Here is a 24208-nt window from a genome sequence, read left to right as displayed (position 1 = left end):
TGCCCACTGGGACCGGACGTCACTGACGGCGCTCACCGCGGACGAGACTCCCAGCGGCAAAAACTGTCCGCCCAGGGCTGTACCGCCTGCCGCCGGCTGTGGGGCCCGGCCGCGCTTCCCCCGGGCGCGGCCGGCTCGTCACGCATCGCCTGCATGGGCGCCGAACTGGCCGCACGTCAATTGCGCGCAGCGGCCCACCGGATGGCCATCGTCGACTCACTGCTGACCGGACGGACTCCTCAGGAGTGCGCGGACCCCGTGACGGGCCGTTCGTACCGGCGGAGGATCGGGCGGATGCTGGGCAGCGGACAACAGTTGCCCAGCGACCGCTTCGAGATCGAGCGGCAGGGACCGCGGGTACCGGCGCTGGTGCCGCTGTCGGCCACGGACGACCAGTTCTTCATCGGACAGGCCGCAGGCGACGAGGTGGCCGCGCACAGTGCCGTGGACGCGGTGGCGGAGCTACGCCTGGAGCGCAATCGCACCACGGTAGGGTGAGTCGGCAGATTTACAGCGGGCTCCACTTGGCACCTCTGAGCTGCCATTTCTCCGCTGCCGGGCGCCCTCGGGGTTTGCACGCCGTGTGACCGTCTCCGTCGTCATCACCTACCTGTTCTCGCGCCTGATCAAGGCTTCGCCCCCGAGGTGATCACGCTGGCACTCAAAGAGGTGAGATGCCCGCGCCTGGACCGCACCGCCACCTGATGACCGCTTCCCGTACCGCCAGGGGGGCAGGCGTCGGCGTCTGCAGTCATGGGGAACTCAGATGACGACAACCACGGCAACTGTGACGACCAAGAAGGTGAACCAGAAGACCGCCTGTTGCCTGCCCGTCAGTGCTTGCATCCGCTGTCCTGAACGCACCAGGGCGAACTGACGGCGGAGATACGAGGCGAAGATGATCCTCACCACCACAAAGGTGATCATGATGGCCGTGAACCAGACCACCGGATACGCATCCTCGTCTCCCGCTGTATCGAGGAAGAGGAAGGCGCCGACGCCAAGGGGTATCAAGGGCAGGCGCAGCTTCATCTTCGCCGTGGTCGCCATGGGGTGCACGGCTATCATAAAGACGACGCCGGAGATGACGGCGCCTATCCACCACTGCTCAGGGGGCAGTGTCCTTGTCAGCATGATTCCTACCTTGACCACATAGTGGCTGTCCGTCCGGTGGGCGGACGCATCCCCGCCGCGTCGTCGAATCCGGCCGGCTCAACTTCCACGCCGCCGCCCTACGTTGTGTGCGACTTCTGACGCGGGGGGCATCGTTGCACTTGATCGCGCTGGAGCTCACTGCCAGGATCAGGCAACCTTTCCCGTTCAGAGTTGCCGTCTCTCGGATGCAGGTGGCGGCTCACGTGTCCCTCCTCGCGCGTCGTCCCTATGGTCTTCGCCATGCCGGGGTCTCGTTCTGGCCGAGTCCCGCCGTGGACCCGATGGAGTGTGCGCGGCGGGCGGGGCATACGATCGCGGTCCTCTTCCGCGTCTACGCGAAGGTTCTCGCGCAGACGCAGGAGCGTGCGAACCACCGGATCGACACTGCGCTGGGAGAGTGGAACGAGCCCGAGTGAGAGAGGGATCCTCCCTTGGGGGACACCTGGGGGACATGGCCTGATCAGGGGTGGGATTCGGGCGGGACCTGGTGAGACAAGCGTGCATTTCGACACGCGCTGCGATCACGTCCGCACCAACGAAGAAACCCCGTCCGACCTGGGTTTTAAGCAGGTCGGACGGGGTTTCCCGTTCGGTGGCGGCGCCAGGGTTCGAACCTGGGTAGGCTGAGCCGGCAGATTTACAGTCTGCTCCCTTTGGCCACTCGGGCACACCGCCTCGAACGACGCCTTGGAACTCCGTTGAGCGGGGGCTCCTTGGCGACGACGTAAACGATACCTGATGACGTGGGGTGCTCCGCCACCTGATTGATCAGTACTCGTGGCGCTGGGCGATGGCTAGGCTTTACGTCGTACCCCACAAGCATTCGACGCAAGGAGCCACACGTCATGGCCGACTCCAGTTTCGACATCGTCTCGAAGGTCGAGCGGCAGGAGGTCGACAACGCCCTCAACCAGGCCGCCAAGGAGATCTCGCAGCGCTACGACTTCAAGGGCACGGGCGCCTCGATCTCCTGGTCCGGCGAGAAGATCCTCATGGAGGCGAACGGCGAGGAGCGGGTCAAGGCGATCCTCGACATCTTCCAGTCCAAGCTGATCAAGCGGGGCATCTCGCTCAAGTCGCTGGACGCGGGCGAGCCGCAGCTGTCCGGCAAGGAGTACAAGATCTTCGCCACGATCGAGGAAGGCATCTCCCAGGAGAACGCCAAGAAGGTGGCGAAGATCATTCGCGATGAGGGCCCGAAGGGCGTCAAGGCGCAGGTCCAGGGCGACGAGCTGCGGGTCAGCTCGAAGAGCCGGGACGACCTGCAGGCCGTGCAGGCGCTGCTGAAGGGCCAGGACTTCGACTTCGCCGTGCAGTTCGTGAACTACCGGTAAATCCGTCCTCCGGTCGTCCGTCCGGGCGCGGGTGGGGCAGGCCGGGGGGTGCGCACCGGCCCGCCTCGCACCCCATCGGATGTGATGTCCGAATACCGCCGGTCGCGGGTGGCGGGCGGTCGCAGACTTGTCCGTATGGAACGGCGATGCGGGTGATTCGTCGCCCTGTACGGAGAAGAGAGGGACCGGCCATGACCATGTACGCGACCGTCGACAGCCCACTGGGTGAACTGCTGCTGGTCGGCGAGGAATCACCAGCCGCGGCCGACGGTGTGGCGCTCGCCTCGCTCTCCCTGCCGGGCCAGAAGGGCGCCGCGGTCGTCCAGGACGGGTGGATCCACGCGCCGGAGGCCTTCGCCGGGATCGCCGCGCAGCTGAGGGCGTATTTCGCGGGGCGGCTGACCTGCTTCGACATCACGTACGCGGAGGGTCGGGGCACGGAGTTCCAGCGCCGGGTGTGGAGCGCGCTGGACACCGTCCCGTACGGGGAGACGGTGTCCTACGGGCAGATCGCCGAGCGGATCGGCACACCCGGGGCGGGTGTGCGGGCCGTGGGGACGGCGATCGGCCGCAATCCGCTGCTGGTCGTGCGCCCGTGCCACCGGGTGATCGGTGCGGACGGGGCCCTGCGGGGTTACGCGGGCGGGCTGGAGCGCAAGGAGCGGCTTCTGGGGCTGGAAGGCGCTCTGGCGGCGCGCTGAGCGGCCTGTGTGCCGAGCGTTGCGCGCCGAGCGGCTGTGCACGGATGGGCGGTGGGCGAAATGGCGGGTCTCTTCCCGAGGCCGCGGACTGTCGTGGCGCCGGGTGCCGTGCATGTGCCGGAGTGGTTGCCGGTGGAGCGCCAGCGGATGCTGGTCGAGGCCTGCCGGGAGTGGGCGCGGGGGCCGGTGCCACTGCGGCACACGGTGTTGCCGGGTGGAGGGGTGATGTCCGTCCAGACGGTCTGTGTGGGGTGGCACTGGCTGCCGTACCGGTATTCGCGGACCGCGGATGATGTGAACGGGGCGCGGGTCGCCGATTTTCCGGACTGGCTGGCGGAGTTGGGGCGGGCGGCGCTGGTCGAGGCGTACGGGGAGGAGAGTCCGGTCGGGACGTACGCGCCGGACACCGCGCTGATCAATTTTTATGACGGCGCGGCGAGGATGGGCATGCACCAGGACAAGGAGGAGCGGTCCGGTGCGCCGGTGGTCTCGCTCAGCATCGGTGATACGTGTGTCTTCCGCTTCGGCAACACGGAGGACCGTGGACGGCCTTATACGGATGTGGAGTTGGCTTCCGGTGACCTGTTCGTCTTCGGTGGGGAGTCACGCTTCGCATTCCACGGTGTGCCGAAGGTCTGTCCGGGGACGGCCGATCCCGCGACGGGGATGAGCAGGGGCCGGCTCAATCTGACCCTGCGCGAGACCGGGTTGGGTGGCTGAGGCGCGGACGGGATGTCAGTGGCGGTCCCGGGAGTTCCCGAAGAGCAGCCGGTAGGCGATGAGCAGGACCAGCGAGCCGCCGATGGCCGAGATCCATGTCGCGGTGTCGTAGAAGTTCTTGGATATGGGGTGGTCGAGGAAGCGTGAGGAGATCCAGCCACCGATGAAGGCGCCGGCGACTCCGATGAGGGTGGTGCCGACCAGCCCGCCCGGGTCGCGGCCCGGGAGCAGCACCTTGGCAATGACTCCGGCAAGCAGTCCGAGAATGATCCAACCGATAATGGTCATGCTGCCGAACCTACCCTTCACTTGGCTGTGGAATCCAAGACGCCGGGTGGGCGTGGACGGTTGCTGGTTGAGCGGGATGAGCGTCAGCTCACAGCCCGTTCATATGCGGGTGTTGTAGTCCGGCCAGGGCTGCAGGTCCATTGCTTCGTCGTCGGCGTCCTCCCCGTACCAGCCCGCTCCGTCCAGCCATGTGCGCAGCCAGGTGGCGAGATCGGGTTGGTCGATGTACCAGGCGTGCTGCGGTTCATCGGCGTTCGGCTCGAAGAGCAAGACGGTGGTGCGGTCGGTGCGGCAGTCCACGCAGCTGTACATGCCGCAGCCCAGGCTGCATATCGGCAGTACACCTTCCGGCCACGGCCACTGCCCCTCCTCGCTCGCGGATCTGCGGTGGGCGAGGTACTGGTCGACGGCGGAGTGCTCGCCGTCGGGGGCGGGGCTGCCGGTGAGGGGCAGCAGACCGTATTCCGGGCCGAAGCCGCCGTTGGCGATCCGGGTGTAGAGGGCGGTCAGCAGTGGCGGCAGCGCGAAGCCGAGGGCCGCTTCGGCCTGGGCGATGTCCTGGGTGGACAGAGCTGCCGGCAGGGAGTACTTCTCCCACCGTGGGGTGGTGTGCGCTGTCTTCTCCACGGCCGTCAGCAACTGCTCGGTGTCGTTCATGGGTTCATGGTGGAGGACGGCACTGACATTCAGACGAGCCCTCTTCGGCTCCGGGGCCGATACTGGCCTTGAACAGCCCTGACAGGCGAAACGTGCGGAAGGCTAGTGATCATGAAGCTCGTACAGCTGATCCTGAACGTCTTGTGGGTGGTCTTCTGTGGGTTCTGGATGGCCCTTGGCTACCTGCTCGCTGCGATCATCTGCTTCGTCCTGATCGTGACGATCCCGTTCGGTATCGCCTCGCTGAGAATCGCCGGCTACGTGCTGTGGCCATTCGGACGGACCACCGTGGAGCGGCCCGACGCGGGTGCGCCCTCGTGCGTCGGTAACGTGATCTGGCTCGTCTTCGCCGGGTGGTGGCTCGCACTGGGGCACCTGATCACAAGCATCCCGCTGTTTGTGTCGATCATCGGAATCCCCTTCGGCTGGGCAAACCTGAAGATGATCCCCATCTCGCTCATGCCGCTGGGCCGAGAGGTGGTCACGACCGACGAAGCGTTCGGAGCCCGCTAGAAGTCTGCACGGATCGTCCTCACGGGCGACGACCTGCCATCTGCTCAAGTCGGGCAATGCGCTCCGCCATCGGCGGGTGCGTGGAGAACATCTTGGACATGCCCTGGCCGGCGCGGAAGGGGTTCGCGATCATCATGTGGCTCGCGGTCTCGATCTTCGGCTCGGGGGGCAGGGGGAGCTGTTTCGTTCCTGCGTCCAGTTTGCGCAGGGCACTGGCGAGGGCCAGGGGGTCGCCGGTCAGTTGGGCGCCCGAGGCGTCTGCCTCGTATTCGCGGGAGCGGCTGACGGCGAGTTGGATGACGCTCGCGGCGAGCGGGCCGAGGATCATGATCAGCAGCATGCCGAAGATGCCGGGGCCTTCGTCGTCGTTGGACCGGCCGACCGGGATCAGCCATGCGAAGTTGACCAGGAACATCACGACGGAGGCGAGTGCTCCGGCGACTGACGCGATCAGGATGTCGCGGTTGTAGACATGGCTGAGTTCGTGGCCGAGGACGCCTCGCAGTTCGCGCTCGTCCAGGATCTGCAGGATGCCTTCGGTGCAGCACACTGCCGCGTTGCGCGGGTTGCGGCCGGTGGCGAAGGCGTTGGGTGCCTGGGTCGGGGAGATGTAGAGCCGTGGCATGGGTTGGCGGGCCGCGGTGGAGAGTTCGCGGACCATGCGGTAGAGCTGTGGCGCCTCGAATTCGCTGACCGGGCGGGCCCGCATGGCCCGTAGTGCGAGTTTGTCGCTGTTCCAGTACGCGTAGGCGTTGGTGCCGACGGCTACGAAGAGCGCGACGATCAGGCCCGTACGTCCGAAGAAACTGCCGATGACGATGATGAGTGCGGACAGGCCCCCGAGGAGTACGGCGGTTCTCAGCCCGTTGTGCCGGCGGTGCACGGTACGCCCTCCAAGTGGTGCAGCAGGGGAACCCTTGCTGGGTGGTGCTCCACTCCCCAGTGGAGCCTCCCGTACTGGTCAACGCCAGGCGAGGAGAGCTAGTTCCCTTGTGCGTGCGGCCGGAGGGCGGGGCCTGTCCGGCTGTTCGGGCCGGAGCAGGCACTGGGCCGTACGGGTGTCGGTGCGGGCGGCCGCGGGAGTGTGTCAGCGCTGGGCGGGGATTCCGGCGAGCGCGAGGGCCTCGGGGTCGGGCTTGATCTCGCTGGTGCAGTGGGCGCAGCGGGAGGCGATGGCCGGGATGGCCGTGTAGCAGCGGGGGCAGTCGCGCAGGGCGGCCTTGATGTCGACCTTCTCCTCGGCCTTGGTTGTGAAGCGGCTCTGGACCTTCGCCATGGGGACGACGACGCAGAAGTAGAGGACGGCGGCGGTGATCAGGAAGGCGATGGAGGCGCTGACGAACAGGCCGTAGGGGAACTTCACGCCCTCGACCTGGAAGGTGGCCTTGCTGAAGTCTCCGGTGCCTCGGGTGATGACTCCGATCAGCGGCACGATGAACGCGTTGCTGAATCCTGTGACGACTGCGGTGAACGCGGCTCCCACGGCGAGTCCGATCGCCATGGAGATCACGTTTCCGCGCAGGATGAAGTCCTTGAACCCGTTCAGCACTGCCCTGGCTCCTCTTTTGTGTGTACGTATGCGTGGTGTGCGGGCATGACCCTGCCCTGTGTGGTCCGGCCGGGGCAAGCCGATCTTGGGCGGGGTCGGTGCGTGGTCAGAAGAGGTTGACCGCGGCGAACCTGAGCACGAGCTGCGGGGCTCCGGAGAGCGCGATGCCGACGGCGGCGGTGAGGGCGATCGCGGCAGTGAGGGACGCCGGTGCGGTCACGCGCAGGGTGGGTGCCGTGCCCGCTGTGCCTGCCGGGGCTGCCGCCGCCTCGGGCTCTTCCGGTCCGCGGAAGAGTGCCGCCGTCCACTGGAGGTAGTAGTAGAGCGCGATCACGACGTTGACGGCCATGACGACCGCGAGCCAGCCGAGGCCCGCGCCGACGGCGGCGGAGAAGACCGTGACCTTGGCGAAGAGGCCGACGATGCCTGGCGGCAGTCCGGCGAGGCAGAGCAGGAAGAAGGCCATGGCGAGGGCGGCGAGGGGGCGGGTTGCGTACAGGCCGCGGTAGTCGGAGAGACGGTTGTCCGGGCTTGTGCGGGAGACGAGGGCGACCACCGCGAAGGCGCCGAGGTTCACAACGGCGTACATGAGGGCGTAGGCGACGGTGGAGCCGATCTGGTCGTCGCTGGAGTACGCGGCGGAGGCGATCGGCACCAGGAGGTAGCCGGCCTGGGCGACGGACGACCAGGCGAGCAGGCGTACGGCGCTGCGGGCGCGGGTGGCGGTCTGCCGGAGAGCGGCGACGTTGCCGATGGTCATGGTGAGTGCGGCGACGACGGCGAGTGCGGGTCCCCAGATGTCGGCGTACGACGGGAATCCGATCACGGTGACGAGGATGAGCCCGGAGAAGCCGACTGCTTTGCCGACGACCGAGAGGTAGGCGGCGACGGGGAGCGGGGCGCCGACGTAGGTGTCGGGGACCCAGAAGTGGAAGGGTGCGGCGGCTGTCTTGAAGGCGAAGCCGACGAGGGTGAGGGCGACGCCCGCCTGGGCGAGGGTGTCGAGCTGACCGGGGACGTTGTCGAGGCGGGTGGCGAGTTCCGTGAGGTGGAGGGTGCCGGTTGTCGCGTACACGAAGCTGACGCCGAGGAGCATGACGGCGGTCGCGACGATGGAGGAGAGGAAGAACTTCAGGGCTGACTCGGAGGAGCGCCGGTCGCCGCGCTTGATGCCGACGAGGGCGAAGGCGGGCAGGGAGGCGACTTCGAGGGCGACGACGAGGGTGGCGAGGTCGCGGGCGGCGGGCAGGAGTGCGGCGCCGGCCGCGGAGGACAGCAGCAGGAACCAGAACTCGCCCGCGGGGAGCTTGCGGGTGTAGCCGAGGGAGAGCAGTGCGGTGAGAAGGGCGCCGCCGAGGACGAGGAACTGGATGACCAGGGCGAAGTGGTCGGCTGTGTAGCTGCAGGCCGTGCCGGTGCCGGTGGTGAGGCAGAAGGTGGAGTGGTCGCCGTCGCGCAGCGGGACGAGGAACGCGAGTGCGGCAACGAGTCCGGCGATGGTCGCCCAGCCGAGCAGCGGCTTGCGCTCCTGGGGGAGGAAGAGGTCGGCGACGAGGATGATCAGGGCGACCGTCGCGACGATGACGGGGGGCGCGATGGCGAGCCAGTCGACGGACTGGACGAGGCTGGTGGTCTCGGCCGCTGTGGTCACGACTTGCCTCCTGCGAGGAGCTTCTGCACGGCCGGGTCGGTGAGGCCGAGGAGGACGGCGGGCCACAGGCCGGCGAGGACGGTGAGGGCGGCGAGCGGGGCCCAGGCGGCGAATTCGTACGTCTGGATGTCGGCGATGCGGTGCGGTTCCTCGCGCTTCTCGCCCATGCAGACGCGGCGCACGACGATGAGCATGTACGCGGCGGTGAGCAGGGTGCCGAACGCGCCGATCGACATGAAGGTGAGGAAGGCGGGGCGGCTGAGGCCGCCGGCCGGGTCGAAGGCGCCGAACAGGGCGAGCATCTCGCCCCAGAATCCGGCGAGGCCGGGCAGGCCGAGCGAGGCGACGGCGGCGAAGGCGAGGAGACCGCCGAGGCGGGGGGCGCGGCCGTAGAGGGCGGCCCCGGTGGCGCCGGAGAGGGTGTCGAGGTCGGCGGTGCCGTAGCGGTCCTTGACTGCGCCGACCAGGAAGAACAGCAGGCCGGTGATGAGGCCGTGGGCGATGTTGGCGAAGAGCGCGCCGTTGACGCCGGTGGGGGTCATGCTCGCGATGCCGAGGAGCACGAAGCCCATGTGGCCGACGGAGGAGTACGCGATCAGGCGTTTGAGGTCGCCCTTGGAGCCGGGGCGGGCGAGCGCGAGGCAGGCGAGGGATCCGTAGACGATGCCGACGACGGCGAATGCGGCGAGGTAGGGCGCGAAGGTGTGCATCCCGTCGGGGGTGATGGGGAGCAGGATGCGGACGAATCCGTACGTGCCCATCTTCAGCAGGACGCCCGCGAGGAGCACCGAGCCGACGGTCGGGGCGGCGGTGTGGGCGTCCGGGAGCCAGCTGTGCAGCGGCCACATCGGGGCCTTGACGGCGAGTCCGATGCCGATGGCGAGAACGGCGATGACCTGCACGGACGAGGTGAGCCCACGGCCGTTGTCAGTGGCGAGTGCCACCATGTCGAAGGTGCCGCTCGTCAGTCCGATGAGGAGCAGGCCCAGCAGCATGATCACTGAGCCGAGCAGTGTGTAGAGGATGAACTTCCAGGCGGCGGCCTGCTTCTGTGCGCCACCCCAGCGGGCGATGAGGAAGTACATCGGGATGAGGACCATCTCGAATGCCAGGAAGAACAGCAGCAGGTCGAGGACGGCGAAGGTCGCGAGGGTGCCGGACTCGAGGACGAGGACGAGTGCGACGAAGGCCTTCGGGGAGGGGCCCTCGGGCATTTTGAAGTAGCTGTAGAGCGCGCAGAGGAAGGTCAGCAGCGCGGTCAGTACGAGAAGGGGGAGCGAGATGCCGTCGATGCCGAGGTGGATGCGGACGTCGAGCGCCGGGATCCAGCTGATGTCGGTGGTGGCCTGCATTTTCGACGGGTGGTCGTGGTCGAAGCCGAGGGCCAGGACGATCGCGGCGATGAGGATCGCGCCGGTGACGGTCACACCGTGGCGGAGCACGGCCTGGTCGGGGCTCTTTCCCTTCAGCCCGGGCGGGGCGGGCAGGAGAGCGGCGACGGCGCCGATGAGCGGGCCGACGACGATGAACGCGAGAAGGAACTGCATCACGGATTCGCTGATATCGATCACGGCTCACGACCCGGCGTTGATGTTGGCAAAAACGACGGCGGCGATCGCCAGGACAAGGGAACCGGCGAGGAGTGCGCTGAGGTAGGTCTGCACGTTGCCGGTCTGGGCGCGGCGGACGGCGTTGCCGAGCCAGCGTGCGCCGGTGCCGGCGCCGCGTACGTAGGTGTCGACGACCTCGCGGTCCAGGAAGCTGACGAGTCTCGCCGCGGCCTGGACGGGGCGGACGAACAGCGTCGCGTAGAGGGCGTCCAGGTGGAAGCCGGTGGCGGCGTGGCGGTGGAGCGGGCCGAGCAGGAGCCGTCCGGGGTCGGCCGGGTCGGGGCTGCCCGGGGTGTCGCCGTATCCGGCGGTGTGGTGGGTCATGGCCTCGGCCTCGATGAGTGCGGGTTCGGCGTCGGGGTGGGCGACGACGGCACCGGCGGGGGTGCGGGCGGCGAGGGCCGTGGTGTGGCGCCAGGCGCCGTAGGTGACGAGGCCGCCGACGAGGCCGACGCCGGTGGAGAGGACGGCGGTGGTCACGGACGGGGTGAGGCTGTGACCGTCGAACCAGTCGGTGATCACGCCGACGGTGAGTCCGAAGCCGATGGTGGGGATGGCGAGGACCCAGAGGACGGCGGTCATCGCGACGGGCTGCCTGCCGTGGTCGGGGGCCTCGGCGCCGCGGCCGCGGAAGGCGAGGAGCCAGAGGCGGGTGGCGTACGCGGCGGTGAGGACGGCGGCGAGCAGTCCGGCGACGAGGACGGTCCAGCCGGCGGCGGCCGGGGCGACGTGGCGTTCACCCAGGGCGGTGTGTTCGGCGGCGACGAGGATGGCTTCCTTGGAGAAGAAGCCGGCGAACGGCGGGATGGCGGCGAGCGCGAGGAGGGCGACGGTCATCGTCCAGTAGGCGTCCGGGATGCGCTTCGCCAGGCCGCCCATGCGGGACATGGCGGTGAGCGAGTTGGTCCCGGCGGCATGGATGACCACGCCGGCCGCGAGGAAGAGGACGGCTTTGAACGCGCCGTGCGAGAGGAGGTGGAAGACGGCGGCGCCGCGGTCGCCGACGGCCAGGGCGCCGGACATGTAGCCGAGCTGGCCGATGGTCGAGTAGGCGAGGACCCGCTTGATGTCGTCCTGGGCGAGCGCGGCAAGTCCCGAGCCGATCATCGTGACCGCCGCCATGACGGCGAGGACGACGAGGGCGGCGCCGGATTCGGCGAAGACGGGGAGGAGCCGGGCCACGAAGTAGATGCCGGCGGCGACCATCGTCGCGGCGTGGATCAGCGCGGAGACCGGGGTCGGGCCGGCCATCGCGTCGGGCAGCCAGGTGTGCAGGGGGAACTGCGCGGACTTGCCCGCGACGCCCGCGAGGAGCAGCAGGGCGATGAGAGTGGGGTGGTCGAGCCCGCCGTGCGCGACAGCGCCGAGGATGCCGGTGATCCGGAATGTGCCGGTGTCGGCGGCAAGCGCGAACAGGCCGATCAGGAAGGGGACGTCGCCGAGCTTGGTGACCAGGAACGCCTTGAGGGAGGCGGCGCGGGCTTCGGGTGTCTCCCAGTAGTGACCGACGAGGAAGTACGAGCAGATGCCCATGACTTCCCAGCCGACCAGCAGCACCATCAGGTCGCCGGAGTAGACGACGAGCAGCATCGCGGAGGTGAACAGGGAGACGAGGGCCGCGTACGAGGGGTAGCGGGGGTCGTGGCGCAGGTAGGCGGTCGAGTAGATCTGCACGCAGGTCGCGACGAGGCCGACCAGGACGGCGACGAGGACCGCGAAGCCGTCGAGGTGGAGGGCGAGGTCGATCGGGACCGAGCCGGTGGGCGTGAGCCGGGTCGACGCGTCGATGGCCGGGCCACCGCCCTGGCGTGCGGCGACGACGACGGCGATCACGGCCGCGGCGAGGGTGGGGAGGATCGCGAGGGGGCGTACGTATCCGGGGGCGGTGCGGCCGAGGAGCAGGCCGGCGGCGGCGCCCAGGAACGGAAGGAGGGGAACGAGGACGGCGAGGGTCGTGGTGGTCACGCGGTGGCCTCTGCCTTCTTTGCCTTCCCTGCCGGAGCAGTGGCCTGGTCTTCGGTGCCGGTGGTGTCGTCCTCGTCGCCGGGGAGGGATTCCGCCGCGTCGGTCTCGGCGGTGTCGCGGAGGCGGTCGACGTCCGAGCTGCCGCGGTTGCGGTGGACGGCGAGGACGATCGCGAGGCCGATGCCGGTCTCGGCTGCGGCGATGGCGATGGTGAAGAGGGTGAGGGCCTGGCCGGAGTGCAGGGCGTCGCGGAACCAGACGTCGAAGGCGACGAGGTTGAGGTTGACGGCGTTGAGCATCAGCTCGACGGACATCAGGACCAGGATCGCGTTGCGGCGTGCGAGAACTCCGTACAGCCCGGTGCAGAAGAGGAGGGCGGCGAGCACGGCCGGATAGGCGAGGTGCATCAGCTCTGCTCCTTACTGCGCTTGCGGGACAGGACGATCGCGCCGACGAGGGCGGCGAGCAGCAGGACGGAGAGTGCTTCGAAGGGCAGTACCCAGTGCCGGAAGAGGAAGGCGCCGGTGGCTTCGGTGGATCCGTGGGCCGGTCCGCCCAGGTCCATCCAGGTGGTGCGGAAGGCGTCCACGACGACCCAGACGAGGGCGGCCGCGGCGGCGACCGCGACACCGAGGGCGGCCCAGCGGTTTTCGGAGTCGGCGTCCGGGGAGCGGCCGATGGGGGCCTTGGTGAGCATCAGCCCGAAGAGAAGGAGGACGACGACGGAACCGACGTAGATCAGTACCTGTACCCAGGCGATGAACTCCGCGGTCAGCAGGAGGTACTCGACGGCGAGACCGCCGAGCGCGACGACCAGCCAGAGGGCGGCGTGCACCAGTTGCTTCGTCGTGACGGTGATGAGGGCTGCGCCGAGGGTGGCGACGCCGACCAGGACGAAGGCGATCTCGATGCCGGTCGGGGAGAGGAAACCGGGGTGGGCCGCGGCGGTTGCGAGGGTCACTCCTTTCCTTCCTCTTCTTCCTGCTGCGGGGTCTGCTGGGTTTGCTGGGCTTCTTGGGCGCGCTGAGTTTCCTGGGCGCGCTGGGCTTCGAGTTTCTCCGCCGTCTTGCGTGCGGCAGCGATCTCCTTCGGTTCCTCCGCACCCGGGTCGAGTGCGGGCGGCTCGGGCACCGTCCACATCCATTCGCGGAGCTTGTCCCGCTCATGGGTGAGTTCGAGGATGTCGGTCTCCGCGTACTCGAACTCCGGCGACCAGAACAGCGCGTCGAAAGGACAGACCTCGATGCAGATACCGCAGTACATGCAGAGGGAGAAGTCGATGGCGAAGCGGTCGAGGACGTTGCGGCTGCGTTCGCGGCCGCCCGGTACGGCGGCGGGCACCGTCTCCTTGTGGGAGTCGATGTAGATGCACCAGTCCGGGCACTCACGGGCGCAGAGCATGCAGACCGTGCAGTTCTCCTCGAACAGCCCGATGACGCCGCGGGAGCGCGGCGGGAGTTCGGGCTGGACGTCGGGGTACTGGGCGGTGACCGTCTTCTTCGTCATCGTCCGCAGGGTGACGGCCAGGCCCTTGGCGAGGCCGGAGCCGGGGATCGGAGGCATTAGCTGATCGCCACCTTCACAATGCCGGTGAGCGCGATCTGCGCGAGAGCGAGCGGGATGAGCGTGGTCCAGGCGAGCTTCTGCAGCTGGTCCTCGCGGAGGCGGGGGTAGCTCACCCGCAGCCAGATGACGACGAAGGCGAGGACCGCGATCTTGAGGAGCGTCCAGACCCAGCCGAGTCCGGCGGCGCCGAGCGGGCCGTGCCAGCCGCCGAGGAAGAGGACGGTGGTCAGTGCGGACAGGACGACGATGCCCGCGTACTCGGCGAGCAGGAACAGGGCGAAGCGGAGGCCGGTGTACTCGGTGTACGCGCCGAAGATGATCTCCGAGTCGGCGACCGGCATGTCGAACGGCGGGCGCTGCAGTTCGGCGAGTCCGGCCACGAAGAAGACCAGGGCGCCGACGATCTGCCAGGGCAGCCACCACCACTCGAAGGCATTGACGATGCCGGGAAGGGAGACGGTGCCTGCGGCCATCGCGACAGAGGCGGCGGCGAGCAGCATCGGAAGTTCGTACGCGAGGAGCTGGGCGGCGGTGCGGAGTCCGCCGAGGAGGGAGAACTTGTTGGCCGATGCCCAGCCCGCCATCAGTGAGCCGAGCACTCCCACGCCCATGACGGCGAGTACGAAGAAGATGCCCGCGTCGACCACCTGGCCGACCGCGCCCTCGCTCGGGCCGATCGGAATGGCGACGAGTACGAGGAGGTACGGGAGGAGGGCGACGGCGGGGGCGAGCTGGAAGATGCGGCGGTCGGCCTCGGCCGGGACGATGTCTTCCTTCTGCGCGAACTTCACGCCGTCGGCAACGAGCTGGGCCCAGCCGTGGAAACCGCCCGCGTACATGGGGCCCAGGCGGCCCTGCATGTGGGCCATCACCTTGTGTTCGGTCTGGCCCACGACGAGGGGGACGACCATGAACACCGCGAAGACGATGATGAGCCGGAAGGCGACGTCGAGTACGTCGTTCACGCGGTATCGCCTCCGGCGGGGTGGTCAGGGGTTTCGGGGGTTTCGGGGGTTTCAGGGGTTTCAGGGGTTTCGGGGGTGGCCGCGGGTTCGGTGCCTTCGTGGGTGGGGCCGCTGCGCGGGGCCTCTCCCCTGTCCGCCCCTTCCCGAACCGGGGGCTCCGCCTCCGGGCCGCCGCTCCTCGGACGCCGCGGAGCCTGGGAGGTGTCCGGTTCGGGGGTCGGGTCGAAGGCGGGGCGGGCGTGGTGCCAGGGCGCGTCCGCGCCGCGGGACGTGGGTGCCTGCTCCGGGGCTGCCGCCTCCGGCGTCGGTCCCGAGGGCACGGTCTCCAATGGCGCCGAGCCCGCGGGGGCCGAGCTCGAGGGCGCGGTCTCCGAAGAGGCCGTCCCCGGCGCTGCCGACGGGGAGGTGATCGAGTCCGTCGTCGCAGTGCCCGGCGCGTCGGACTTCGGCGTGGCCGCCGAAGCCGCCGGTTCCGTCACTGCCGGCGTCTGCTCCACCGGCGCCCCCTGCTGGCTCGCCGAGCCCTGGGACGCGCTGCGGGTGCGGCGCGGGGTCGCGGTCGGGGTGGTGGCCGGCGGTGTGGTCCCGGTACCCGCGGCGGCCGGGGCTGCCGGCTCGGGCTGCTGGCTCGCCGAGCCCTCGCTCACGCTGCGGGCCCTGCGCACGGGGCGGTCGCCCGCGGGGCGGGCTGCTCGGGCCGGGCGGGCCGGGGCAGGCGGGAGCTGGCCCTTGAGGGGGCCCCATTCGTTCGGGTCGGGCACGCCCGGCGGCAGCATGGTGCGCCGCTTGGGTCCGCCGTGCTCGGATTCGCCCGGTTCCTTGGCCCCCGGCCATGCTTTGGCGACCCTCGCCGCCAGGACGAAGTCCTTGCGCAGCGGGTGGCCCTCGAAGCCCTCGGGGAGAAGAAGGGGGACCAGGTGCGGGTGGCCCTCGAAGCCGATGCCGAACATTTCGTGGGTCTCGCGCTCGTGCCAGGCGGCGCCCGCGTAGATGTCGGTGGCGGTCGGGAGGACCGCGGCGTCGTGCGGAACGGTCGTACGGAGCAGGAGCCGACGGACCTTGCCCACCGCCGGGGCGGCGACATGGGCGCAGACACGGAAGCCGGTGCCGGGTTCGTCGACTGCGCTCAGCCAGTCGAAATAGGTGCAGCCCAGCAGGGAGCGGGCCGTTTCGAGGGCGGTGGTCCAGGCGGCCGGCGGGACGTCGACGGTCAGCAGGTCGTAGGCGTACTCCGCCGTGGCGTCCTCGCCGAAGAGTTCGGTGACGGCTTCCGGCAGGCGGTCGTAGGCCTGCGCCGTTTCCGGATCGGTCACTTCCGCTCCTCCCCCGGGGCCGGCGGGGCGGCGACCAGGCCGCTGCGGAGTGCGGCGGTGGAGGGGCGGCTGCCGCCGGTCGCGTACCGCTCGCCCAGCGACTCGCGGGCGATCTTCTCCTGGAGCTTGAGGATGCCTTGGAGCAGGGCTTCCGGGCGCGGCGGGCAGCCCGGTACGTACACGTCGACGGGGATGATCTGGTCGACGCCCTTGGTCACGGAGTACGAGTCCCAGTACGGGCCGCCGCAGTTGGAGCAGGCGCCGAAGGAGATGACGTACTTGGGCTCGGGCATCTGCTCGTACAGCCGCTTGACGGCCGGGGCCATCTTGTCCGTCACCGTGCCGGAAACGATCATGAGGTCGGCCTGGCGGGGCCCCGGTGCGAACGGGATCACGCCGAGGCGGATGAAGTCGTGCCGGGCCATGGACGCGGCGATGAATTCGATGGCGCAGCAGGCGAGCCCGAAGTTGAAGACCCAGAGGCTGTAGCGGCGGCCCCAGTTCAGAACCACCTTCATGGGCTCGGGTGCGAGCCGGGACAGCACGCCGAGCCGTTGCGGTTCGGGCAGCGGCGTCGGTTCGGGCCGGTGCTGCGGCTCGGGGGTCTGCGGGCTCGTCACGTCCATTCGAGGACGCCCTTCTTCCATGCGTAGAGCAGTCCCACGGCGAGGAAACCGAGGAAGATGAACATTTCCACCAGTGTGGTCGCGCCGTATCCGGGTGCTGCAAATACGGTCGCCCACGGGAACAAGAAGATCGAGTCGACAGCGAAGATCACATAGAGGAATGCGTAGACGTAGTAGCGGACCTGGGTGTGTGCCCAGCCCTCGCCGACGGGGTCCACGCCGCATTCGTAGGTGAGGAGCTTCTCCGGTGTCGGCACCACGGGGCGCAGCAGTCGGCCCGCTCCGAAGGCGACGGCGACGAACAGCACGCCGATCACGGCGAGCAGTCCGACGACCGAGTAGCTCTGGAAATAGTCTGCCGCGAGAACGGTCGATTCCGGCAGGTCCGCCACGTAGGCCACGTCCGCCCCTCCGCTCCCTCATGCCTGTTCGACGTCTGTACGCACGGGAGTCTAGGCCCTGCTAAAGGGGTGGTAAGCAGCCGCGTCGGACAAGGGGTGGGGTTATCCCTACTTCGCCCCGCCCATGAACCCCATGGCGTGCGCGGGCCCGGCCCGGCAGGCTGGGCGCATGACCTCGAGCCCCCCGGCGCCCGGCAACGACCGGCCGCCGCCCGCCCGCTTCGCACTGGATCCGTGGACGTGGAAGGAGATCTCCTATCTCCTGTCCAACCTGCCGATGGCTATTGCCGGGTTTGTTTACACAGTTTTCATGATCGGTATCGGCGTGGGGCTTTCCCTCACAGTGGTGGGTCTGCCGCTTCTCGCCGGCGGGCTGCAGGGGGCACGGCTGCTCGGCAGGGCGGAGCGAGGCCGGGCCCGGGCACTGCTCGGGGTGCGTATCGACGAGCCGAGCGCGACCGCGCTGGGCCGCCGTGACCGCGGCGTCCTTCCGTGGCTGTGGTCGAGTCTCAAGGATCCGGTGGGCTGGCGGGCGGTGCTGTACTCCTTCATGCGGCTGCCCTGGGGCGTGCTCACGTTCACGGTGACGTTGCTGAGTCTGTTCGTCCTGTGGCCCGTGCTGCCCTTCACGGCGCGGCTGCTGGCCAACGCGGACCGGGCGATGGCGCGGGGGCTGCTCTCGCCCTCGGACGAGCTGGAGCGCAGGATCGCCGAGCTGGAGTCGGACCGGGGTGTGGTCGTGGACACCGCCGCCGCCGACCTGCGGCGCATCGAACGCGATCTGCACGACGGCGCGCAGGCCCGGCTCGTCGCCCTCGCCATGGGGCTCGGCCTGGCGAAGGAGAAACTGACGCAGGACCCCGAGGCCGCCGCCCGCATGGTCGACGAGGCGCACGGCGAGGTGAAGGTCGCCCTGCAGGAGCTCCGCGACCTCGCCCGGGGGATCCATCCCGCCGTCCTCACCGACCGCGGCCTGGACGCCGCGCTCTCCGCCATCGCCTCCCGCTGCACCGTCCCGGTGACGGTGGGCGTGGATCTGCCGTCGCGTCCCGCGCAGGCCATCGAGGGGATTGCGTACTTCACCGTGTCCGAGCTGCTGCAGAACGTCAGCAAGCACAGTGGTGCGTGTTCGGCGTCCGTCGAGGTGTGGCGGTCGGGGGAACGGCTGCTGATCCAGGTCAGTGACGACGGCCGGGGCGGGGCGCAGATGGACGGCGGTACGGGGATGTCCGGGCTGGCGGAGCGGCTGGGGGCGGTGGACGGGCTGTTCGTCCTGACCTCGCCGGTCGGCGGGCCGACGACAGTCGTGGCCGAGCTGCCCTGGCGGGACCGGGGCGGGGACGGTGCAGGCACCGCAAAACGGCTGTAGGGCCTTTCCAGCGGATCGTGCCGGGCTCGCGGGGTGCGGGTACGCGCGTCGGACCCGGCTCCGCGTTCCGGTCCGATTCCGCAGGAAGGGGCCCCGGCCGCAGTCGGGGGTGGGGAAAACCCCCGGTCGAAAAGGGATACCGACCTCATGGTGAGGAGTCCCGCCGGACAGCACTCTTGAGGTGGCGGCCTGTACGGGCTGTCGAAGAAGAACCACTCCATCCGCCGAGCAGAGAAACGGACGGCACCATGGCCACGGCATACGGACCGGACACTCGCGACCCTCAGCGGTCCGGTTCCGGCCCCGAGGACCACCTCCCGGTGAAGCACGTCCTTCCGGCGGTGCTGCGCGCGCCGCTCGAGGCGAGGACCTGGCGCGAGTTCGGCTATCTGTTGCTGAGTCTGCCCATCAGTGCGGTGGTGTTCGGCCTCGCGGTGGCCCTGACCTCTGCCAGCGCGGGTCTGCTGATCACGTTCCTCGGCATTCCGCTCCTTGCCGGCACCCTGGCCATGTGCCGCGGAATCGGTGCCATGGAGCGGGTCCGGGCGCGGGGGCTGCTGAGGCTCCAGGTGGCGGATCCGGCGCCGGTGCGCGGCAGGACCGGCTCGCTGATGTCCTGGGTCGGCGCGGTGCTGAAGAGCGGGGCGTCCTGGCGGCACCTTCTCTATGCGCTGCTGCACTTCCCGTGGGCGGTCTTCGCGTTCATGGTCTCCTTGACGTTCTGGACGTACGGGTGGGCGGCCTTCACGTATCCGTTGTGGCAGTGGGTCTTCCCGGTGTACGCGGGGGTCGGCGGCATCCAGCTGTACGGCGACGCCAGGCATGACATCTATCTCGACTCGCCCTTCGAGCTGGCCATGACCAGTGCGTTCGGTCTGATACTCGTCCTCGTCACCCCGTGGATCATCCGTGGTCTGACGTCCGTGGACCGGGTGATGGTGTACGGGCTGCTCGGGCCGTCCCGGCTGGCGTCGCGCGTCTCGGAGCTGGAGTCGGACCGGGGTGTGGTCGTGGACACCGCCGCCGCCGACCTGCGGCGCATCGAACGCGATCTGCACGACGGCGCGCAGGCCCGCCTCGTCGCCCTCGCCATGGATCTGGGTCTCGCGAAGGAGAAACTGACGCAGGACCCCGAGGCCGCCGCCCGCATGGTCGACGAGGCGCACGGCGAGGTGAAGGTCGCCCTGCAGGAGCTCCGCGACCTCGCCCGGGGGATCCATCCCGCCGTCCTCACCGACCGCGGCCTGGACGCCGCGCTCTCCGCCATCGCCTCCCGCTGCACCGTCCCGGTGACGGTCGAGGTGGACCTGGCGTCGCGGCCCGCGCAGGCCATCGAGGGGATTGCGTACTTCACCGTGTCCGAGCTGCTGCAGAACGTCAGCAAGCATGCCTGCGCGACGCGTGCGACGGTTGATGTGTGGCGTACGGCCGACCGGCTGATGCTGCAGGTCACCGACAACGGGCGGGGTGGCGCGGACCTGTCGGCGGGCAGCGGTCTGGCCGGTCTGACCGAGCGGCTGGACGCGGTGGACGGCATCCTCGTCGTCGACTCCCCGGTGGGCGGTCCGACGCGGGTCACGGCCGAGCTCCCGTGGCGCGGCTGAGGCGGACCGACCGGCCCTCCGCGGCCCCCGCTGACCCCCTCATGGGCGTTCCCTCGCCCCACCCGTGCCCTCAATCATTCGGCACAGTTCCCCATCGTCGGGCCGATGCTGGGATGCTGGAGGGGTCAGGGGACGGATTTCCGTCGGCCGCGGGCCGGCGGACCAGTGCAGCGGGGGAAACAGCGTCGTGGTGGAGGACAGGGTGCGGGTGGTCATCGCCGAGGACTCGGTACTGCTTCGGGAGGGGCTCACCCGGCTGCTGACCGATCTCGGGCATGACGTCGTCGCCGGGGTGGGGGACGCCGAGGCACTGATCAAGACGGTGAGCGATCTCGCCGCGCAGGACGAGCTGCCGGATGTGGTCGTCGCCGATGTGCGGATGCCTCCGACCCACACCGATGAGGGCGTACGGGCGGCGGTGCGGCTGCGCAAGGAGTATCCCGGCATCGGGGTCCTGGTCCTTTCGCAGTACGTCGAGGAGCAGTACGCGACCGAGCTGCTGGCCGGCAGCAGCCGGGGGGTGGGGTATCTGCTGAAGGACCGGGTCGCCGAGGTCCGAGAGTTCGTCGACGCCGTGGTCCGAGTGGCGCAGGGCGGTACGGCGCTGGACCCTGAGGTGGTGGCGCAGCTGCTGGGCCGGAGCCGTAAGCAGGACGTCCTGACCGGGCTGACGCCGCGCGAGCGCGAGGTGCTCGGCCTGATGGCGGAGGGGCGGACGAACTCCGCGGTCGCCAGGCAGCTGGTGGTGAGCGACGGCGCGGTGGAGAAGCACGTCAGCAATATCTTCCTGAAGCTCGGGCTCTCGCCCAGTGACGGGGATCACCGTCGCGTGCTGGCCGTTCTGACCTATCTCAAATCCTGAGAACCTGACACCCTGCCAGGCCATCTGTGGCCGATCGAGGCCTGGGACCAAAGGATGAGCGCCGAGAAGCGGCGAACCACGTCGACCGACAGCCCCGGGGGGTTAACGAAACATGGCAAAGCGGTACAAAAATGGGTCTCATAGTCGCGTCCACCATGTGACCGTTCCGGGGAAGGCGACCCTTACCGACGTAGGGTGGGCCTTGGGACCGACGGCGGGCCGGACGGTCCCGAGCCGCCGCCCCGAGGGAGGTCCAGTTCAGTGACCAGCCAGGTCAGTAGCCCAGCCGGACAGGCCGACGAGGCCAACGACGCCGATCAGGCCGGCGAGACCGTTCTCCGGGGGCAACGCGCCCCCCATTCCGAGAAAGCGGGCGTCGGCGAGAAGGAGATCCGCCGCCTGGACAGGGTGATCATCCGTTTTGCGGGTGACTCCGGAGACGGCATGCAGCTCACGGGTGACCGGTTCACCTCGGAGACGGCGTCGTTCGGGAACGACCTGTCGACGCTGCCGAACTTCCCGGCCGAGATCCGCGCCCCCGCGGGCACCCTGCCGGGCGTCTCGTCGTTCCAGTTGCACTTCGCCGACCATGACATCCTCACGCCGGGCGACGCCCCGAACGTGCTGGTCGCGATGAACCCCGCGGCACTGAGGGCGAACATCGGCGATGTGCCGCGCGGCGCCGAAATCATCGTCAACACCGACGAGTTCACCAAGCGCCCGATGGCGAAGGTGGGCTACGAGACCAGTCCGCTGGAGGACGGCTCGCTGCAGGCGTACAACGTCCATCCGGTGCCCCTGACGACGCTGACGATCGAGGCGCTGAAGGAGTTCGGGCTCTCCCGCAAGGAGGCCGAGCGCTCGAAGAACATGTTCGCGCTCGGGCTGCTCTCCTGGATGTACCACCGGCCGACCGACGGCACCGAGGCGTTCCTGCGGGCGAAGTTCGCCAAGAAACCGCAGATCGCCGAGGCGAACGTGGCAGCGTTCCGGGCGGGCTGGAATTTCGGTGAGACCACCGAGGACTTCGCGGTCAGCTACGAGGTGGCGCCCGCGACGCAGACGTTCCCCACCGGTACGTACCGGAACATCTCCGGGAACCTGGCCCTGTCGTACGGGCTGATCGCCGCGAGCCGGCAGGCGGACCTGCCGCTCTACCTGGGCTCATACCCGATCACCCCGGCCTCCGACATCCTGCACGAGCTCAGCAAGCACAAGAACTTCGGCGTCCGCACCTTCCAGGCGGAGGACGAGATCGCGGGCATCGGTGCGGCGCTCGGCGCGGCGTTCGGCGGTTCGCTCGGGGTGACGACGACGTCCGGTCCGGGTGTGGCGCTGAAGTCGGAGACCATCGGCCTGGCCGTCTCGCTCGAACTGCCGCTGCTCATCATCGACATCCAGCGCGGCGGCCCGTCGACCGGTCTGCCGACCAAGACCGAGCAGGCGGACCTGCTGCAGGCGATGTTCGGGCGCAACGGCGAGGCCCCGGTGCCGATCGTGGCGCCGAAGACGCCGGCGGACTGCTTCGACGCCGCGCTCGACGCCGCCCGGATCGCTCTGACGTACCGCACGCCGGTGTTCCTGCTCTCGGACGGCTATCTCGCCAACGGCTCCGAACCGTGGCGGATCCCGGAGGTCGACGAACTCCCCGACCTGCGCGTGCAGTTCGCCTCCGGACCCAACCATGAGCTGGCCGACGGCACCGAGGTCTTCTGGCCGTACAAGCGCGACCAGCAGACCCTGGCCCGCCCGTGGGCCGTCCCCGGCACTCCCGGTCTCGAACACCGCATCGGCGGCATCGAGAAGCAGGACGGCACCGGCAACATCTCGTACGACCCCGCGAACCACGACTTCATGGTCCGCACCCGCCAGGCGAAGGTCGACGGCATCGAGGTCCCCGACGTGGAGGTCGACGACCCCTCCGACGCCCGGACCCTGGTGCTCGGCTGGGGTTCCACGTACGGCCCCATCACCGCCGCCGTCCGCCGGCTGCGGGCGGAGGGGCAGTCGATCGCGCAGGTCCATCTGCGCCACCTCAACCCCTTCCCGCGGAATCTGGGCGAGGTGCTGGAGCGTTACGACAAGGTGGTCGTCCCGGAGATGAACCTCGGCCAGCTCGCCACGCTGATCCGGGCGAAGTACCTGGTGGACGCCCGCAGTTACAACCAGGTCAACGGAATGCCGTTCAAGGCCGAGCAGCTCGCCACAGCTCTCAAGGAGGCCATCGATGCCTAACACCGACCAGGCACTCCCCACCGGGCTCCCGGCACTGCAGCTGGTGCCCAAGGCCGAGGCCAAGCAGTCCATGAAGGACTTCAAGTCCGACCAGGAAGTGCGCTGGTGCCCCGGTTGCGGTGACTATGCGGTCCTCGCCGCCGTGCAGGGGTTCATGCCCGAGCTCGGTCTGGCGAAGGAGAACATCGTCTTCGTCTCCGGCATCGGCTGCTCGTCCCGGTTCCCGTACTACATGAACACGTACGGGATGCACTCGATCCACGGCCGGGCCCCGGCCATCGCGACCGGGCTGGCGTCCTCGCGGCGCGACCTGTCCGTCTGGGTCGTCACGGGCGACGGCGACGCACTGTCCATCGGCGGCAACCACCTCATCCACGCGCTGCGGCGCAATGTGAACCTGAAGATCCTGCTGTTCAACAACCGGATCTACGGGCTCACCAAGGGGCAGTACTCCCCCACGTCCGAGGTCGGCAAGATCACCAAGTCGACGCCGATGGGCTCGCTCGACGCCCCGTTCAACCCGGTGTCGCTGGCCCTCGGCGCGGAGGCGTCGTTCGTCGCCCGCACCGTGGACTCCGACCGCAAGCACCTCACCGGCGTGCTGCGCGAGGCGGCCGCCCACCCCGGCACGGCGCTGGTGGAGATCTACCAGAACTGCAACATCTTCAACGACGGCGCCTTCGAGGTCCTCAAGGACAAGGACCAGGCCGAGAACGCGGTGATCCGGCTGGAGCACGGGCAGCCGATCCGCTTCGGCACCGGGCAGACCAAGGGCGTCGTGCGCGACCCCGCCACCGGCGACCTCAAGGTCGTCGAGGTCACCGCGGAGAACGAGTCGCAGGTCCTGATCCACGACGCACACGCCGCCAGCCCCACCACGGCGTTCGCGCTGTCCCGGCTCGCCGACCCCCACACGCTGCACCAGACCCCGATCGGGGTGCTGCGCAGCGTCGAGCGGCCGGTGTACGACACGCAGATGGCCGAGCAGCTGGACACCGCGGTCGAGCAGAACGGCAAGGGCGATCTGGCCGCGCTGCTCGCGGGCAACGACAACTGGACGGTCGTCGGCTGAGAGCCTGTCGGATGACCTCCGCCCGATCAGAGGTCGCCCGACAGGCTCTGAG

25 protein-coding genes, 1 tRNA gene and 1 pseudogene are annotated in these 24208 nt (G+C 69.2%); 11 read left to right on the top strand and 16 right to left on the bottom strand.

What is annotated here, in order from left to right; translation table 11 throughout:
- Nucleotides 1-153: 153 nt before the first annotated feature.
- Nucleotides 154-498, top strand: coding sequence for a hypothetical protein (locus ACGFSA_RS29140; RefSeq protein WP_393309032.1), 345 nt, complete (start codon nucleotides 154-156; stop codon nucleotides 496-498).
- 264 nt (nucleotides 499-762) lie between these two features.
- On the opposite strand, the gene ACGFSA_RS29135 is transcribed toward ACGFSA_RS29140, so the two are convergent.
- Nucleotides 763-1134: a hypothetical protein gene (locus tag ACGFSA_RS29135; RefSeq protein WP_393309031.1), complete on the bottom strand. Its 372-nt coding sequence runs from the start codon at nucleotides 1132-1134 to the stop codon at nucleotides 763-765.
- Nucleotides 1135-1361: 227 nt separating this feature from the next.
- Between ACGFSA_RS29135 and ACGFSA_RS29130 the strand changes: the two are divergent.
- Nucleotides 1362-1571: pseudogene (locus tag ACGFSA_RS29130) on the top strand (site-specific integrase); the annotation flags it as partial.
- A 177-nt stretch (nucleotides 1572-1748) separates the two neighbouring features.
- Here ACGFSA_RS29130 and ACGFSA_RS29125 read toward each other — a convergent pair.
- Nucleotides 1749-1830: transfer RNA gene (locus ACGFSA_RS29125), tRNA-Tyr, on the bottom strand.
- A gap of 170 nt (nucleotides 1831-2000) precedes the next feature.
- Here ACGFSA_RS29125 and ACGFSA_RS29120 point away from each other — a divergent pair.
- The 3 genes from ACGFSA_RS29120 (at nucleotide 2001) to ACGFSA_RS29110 (ending at nucleotide 3910) form a co-directional block, all read left to right on the top strand.
- Nucleotides 2001-2489: a YajQ family cyclic di-GMP-binding protein gene (locus ACGFSA_RS29120; RefSeq protein ID WP_030926258.1), complete on the top strand. Its 489-nt coding sequence runs from the start codon at nucleotides 2001-2003 to the stop codon at nucleotides 2487-2489.
- Between the two features lie 191 nt (nucleotides 2490-2680).
- Entirely contained in the window at nucleotides 2681-3190 is a 510-nt protein-coding gene (locus ACGFSA_RS29115; RefSeq protein ID WP_393309030.1) for a methylated-DNA--[protein]-cysteine S-methyltransferase, read from the top strand.
- Between the two features lie 60 nt (nucleotides 3191-3250).
- On the top strand, nucleotides 3251-3910 hold the full coding sequence (locus tag ACGFSA_RS29110) for an alpha-ketoglutarate-dependent dioxygenase AlkB family protein (protein WP_393309029.1): 660 nt from the start codon (nucleotides 3251-3253) through the stop codon (nucleotides 3908-3910).
- Nucleotides 3911-3925: 15 nt separating this feature from the next.
- Here the strand turns inward: ACGFSA_RS29110 and ACGFSA_RS29105 are convergent, their stop codons facing one another.
- The gene (locus ACGFSA_RS29105) at nucleotides 3926-4198 is read right to left on the bottom strand and encodes a GlsB/YeaQ/YmgE family stress response membrane protein (RefSeq protein ID WP_037687965.1); all 273 of its coding nucleotides are present in this window, start codon (nucleotides 4196-4198) and stop codon (nucleotides 3926-3928) included.
- A gap of 99 nt (nucleotides 4199-4297) precedes the next feature.
- A complete protein-coding gene (locus ACGFSA_RS29100) occupies nucleotides 4298-4855 on the bottom strand; it encodes an SMI1/KNR4 family protein (protein WP_393309028.1) in 558 nt (185 codons plus the stop codon).
- Nucleotides 4856-4966: 111 nt separating this feature from the next.
- On the opposite strand from ACGFSA_RS29100, the gene ACGFSA_RS29095 reads away from it, so the two are divergent.
- Nucleotides 4967-5368, top strand: coding sequence for a YccF domain-containing protein (locus tag ACGFSA_RS29095; protein ID WP_266365332.1), 402 nt, complete (start codon nucleotides 4967-4969; stop codon nucleotides 5366-5368).
- Between the two features lie 19 nt (nucleotides 5369-5387).
- On the opposite strand, the gene htpX is transcribed toward ACGFSA_RS29095, so the two are convergent.
- The 12 genes from htpX to ACGFSA_RS29035 form a co-directional block, all read right to left on the bottom strand.
- Nucleotides 5388-6251 (bottom strand): zinc metalloprotease HtpX, encoded by an 864-nt coding sequence (gene htpX / locus ACGFSA_RS29090; protein WP_393309027.1) that lies wholly within the window; start codon nucleotides 6249-6251, stop codon nucleotides 5388-5390.
- Between the two features lie 204 nt (nucleotides 6252-6455).
- Nucleotides 6456-6917, bottom strand: coding sequence for a large conductance mechanosensitive channel protein MscL (gene mscL / locus ACGFSA_RS29085; RefSeq protein WP_393309026.1), 462 nt, complete (start codon nucleotides 6915-6917; stop codon nucleotides 6456-6458).
- Between the two features lie 106 nt (nucleotides 6918-7023).
- A complete protein-coding gene (locus ACGFSA_RS29080) occupies nucleotides 7024-8568 on the bottom strand; it encodes an NADH-quinone oxidoreductase subunit N (RefSeq protein WP_393309025.1) in 1545 nt (514 codons plus the stop codon).
- The gene (locus ACGFSA_RS29075) at nucleotides 8565-10115 is read right to left on the bottom strand and encodes a NuoM family protein (RefSeq protein ID WP_393309042.1); all 1551 of its coding nucleotides are present in this window, start codon (nucleotides 10113-10115) and stop codon (nucleotides 8565-8567) included. Before ACGFSA_RS29075 ends, ACGFSA_RS29080 begins: the two co-directional genes overlap by 4 nt.
- A 27-nt stretch (nucleotides 10116-10142) precedes the next feature.
- Nucleotides 10143-12143: an NADH-quinone oxidoreductase subunit L gene (locus ACGFSA_RS29070; protein ID WP_393309024.1), complete on the bottom strand. Its 2001-nt coding sequence runs from the start codon at nucleotides 12141-12143 to the stop codon at nucleotides 10143-10145.
- Complete coding sequence (gene nuoK, locus ACGFSA_RS29065; RefSeq protein WP_393309023.1) at nucleotides 12140-12550, bottom strand: NADH-quinone oxidoreductase subunit NuoK; 411 nt, start codon at nucleotides 12548-12550, stop codon at nucleotides 12140-12142. Before nuoK ends, ACGFSA_RS29070 begins: the two co-directional genes overlap by 4 nt.
- Entirely contained in the window at nucleotides 12550-13104 is a 555-nt protein-coding gene (locus ACGFSA_RS29060) for an NADH-quinone oxidoreductase subunit J (protein ID WP_393309022.1), read from the bottom strand. Before ACGFSA_RS29060 ends, nuoK begins: the two co-directional genes overlap by 1 nt.
- Complete coding sequence (locus ACGFSA_RS29055) at nucleotides 13101-13706, bottom strand: NuoI/complex I 23 kDa subunit family protein (protein WP_393309021.1); 606 nt, start codon at nucleotides 13704-13706, stop codon at nucleotides 13101-13103. The genes ACGFSA_RS29060 and ACGFSA_RS29055 overlap by 4 nt, the downstream gene beginning before the upstream one ends.
- Nucleotides 13706-14674 carry an NADH-quinone oxidoreductase subunit H gene (locus tag ACGFSA_RS29050; RefSeq protein ID WP_393309020.1) on the bottom strand — a complete coding sequence of 323 codons (969 nt, stop codon included), beginning with the start codon at nucleotides 14672-14674 and terminating at the stop codon, nucleotides 13706-13708. Before ACGFSA_RS29050 ends, ACGFSA_RS29055 begins: the two co-directional genes overlap by 1 nt.
- The gene (locus ACGFSA_RS29045; protein WP_393309019.1) at nucleotides 14671-15987 is read right to left on the bottom strand and encodes an NADH-quinone oxidoreductase subunit C; all 1317 of its coding nucleotides are present in this window, start codon (nucleotides 15985-15987) and stop codon (nucleotides 14671-14673) included. The genes ACGFSA_RS29050 and ACGFSA_RS29045 overlap by 4 nt, the downstream gene beginning before the upstream one ends.
- The gene (locus ACGFSA_RS29040; protein WP_393309018.1) at nucleotides 15984-16613 is read right to left on the bottom strand and encodes an NADH-quinone oxidoreductase subunit B; all 630 of its coding nucleotides are present in this window, start codon (nucleotides 16611-16613) and stop codon (nucleotides 15984-15986) included. The genes ACGFSA_RS29045 and ACGFSA_RS29040 overlap by 4 nt, the downstream gene beginning before the upstream one ends.
- Complete coding sequence (locus ACGFSA_RS29035) at nucleotides 16604-17005, bottom strand: NADH-quinone oxidoreductase subunit A (RefSeq protein ID WP_393309041.1); 402 nt, start codon at nucleotides 17003-17005, stop codon at nucleotides 16604-16606. Before ACGFSA_RS29035 ends, ACGFSA_RS29040 begins: the two co-directional genes overlap by 10 nt.
- 178 nt (nucleotides 17006-17183) lie before the next feature.
- On the opposite strand from ACGFSA_RS29035, the gene ACGFSA_RS29030 reads away from it, so the two are divergent.
- The 5 genes from ACGFSA_RS29030 to ACGFSA_RS29010 all read left to right on the top strand — a co-directional run bounded on the left by ACGFSA_RS29030 (nucleotide 17184) and on the right by ACGFSA_RS29010 (nucleotide 24156).
- Nucleotides 17184-18383 (top strand): sensor histidine kinase, encoded by a 1200-nt coding sequence (locus tag ACGFSA_RS29030; RefSeq protein WP_393309017.1) that lies wholly within the window; start codon nucleotides 17184-17186, stop codon nucleotides 18381-18383.
- Nucleotides 18384-18631: 248 nt separating this feature from the next.
- Complete coding sequence (locus tag ACGFSA_RS29025; protein ID WP_393309016.1) at nucleotides 18632-19987, top strand: sensor histidine kinase; 1356 nt, start codon at nucleotides 18632-18634, stop codon at nucleotides 19985-19987.
- A 202-nt stretch (nucleotides 19988-20189) separates the two neighbouring features.
- Nucleotides 20190-20849 carry a response regulator gene (locus ACGFSA_RS29020; protein WP_393309040.1) on the top strand — a complete coding sequence of 220 codons (660 nt, stop codon included), beginning with the start codon at nucleotides 20190-20192 and terminating at the stop codon, nucleotides 20847-20849.
- A gap of 261 nt (nucleotides 20850-21110) precedes the next feature.
- On the top strand, nucleotides 21111-23084 hold the full coding sequence (locus ACGFSA_RS29015) for a 2-oxoacid:acceptor oxidoreductase subunit alpha (RefSeq protein WP_393309015.1): 1974 nt from the start codon (nucleotides 21111-21113) through the stop codon (nucleotides 23082-23084).
- Nucleotides 23077-24156 carry a 2-oxoacid:ferredoxin oxidoreductase subunit beta gene (locus tag ACGFSA_RS29010; protein WP_393309014.1) on the top strand — a complete coding sequence of 360 codons (1080 nt, stop codon included), beginning with the start codon at nucleotides 23077-23079 and terminating at the stop codon, nucleotides 24154-24156. The genes ACGFSA_RS29015 and ACGFSA_RS29010 overlap by 8 nt, the downstream gene beginning before the upstream one ends.
- Nucleotides 24157-24208 lie beyond the last annotated feature (52 nt).

This window comes from Streptomyces sp. NPDC048496 (assembly GCF_043200055.1).
Classification (GTDB): Bacteria; Actinomycetota; Actinomycetes; order Streptomycetales; family Streptomycetaceae; genus Streptomyces.
The sequence above is the reverse complement of the archived record's forward strand: the minus strand, read 5'-3'. Positions and strand labels throughout refer to the sequence as shown.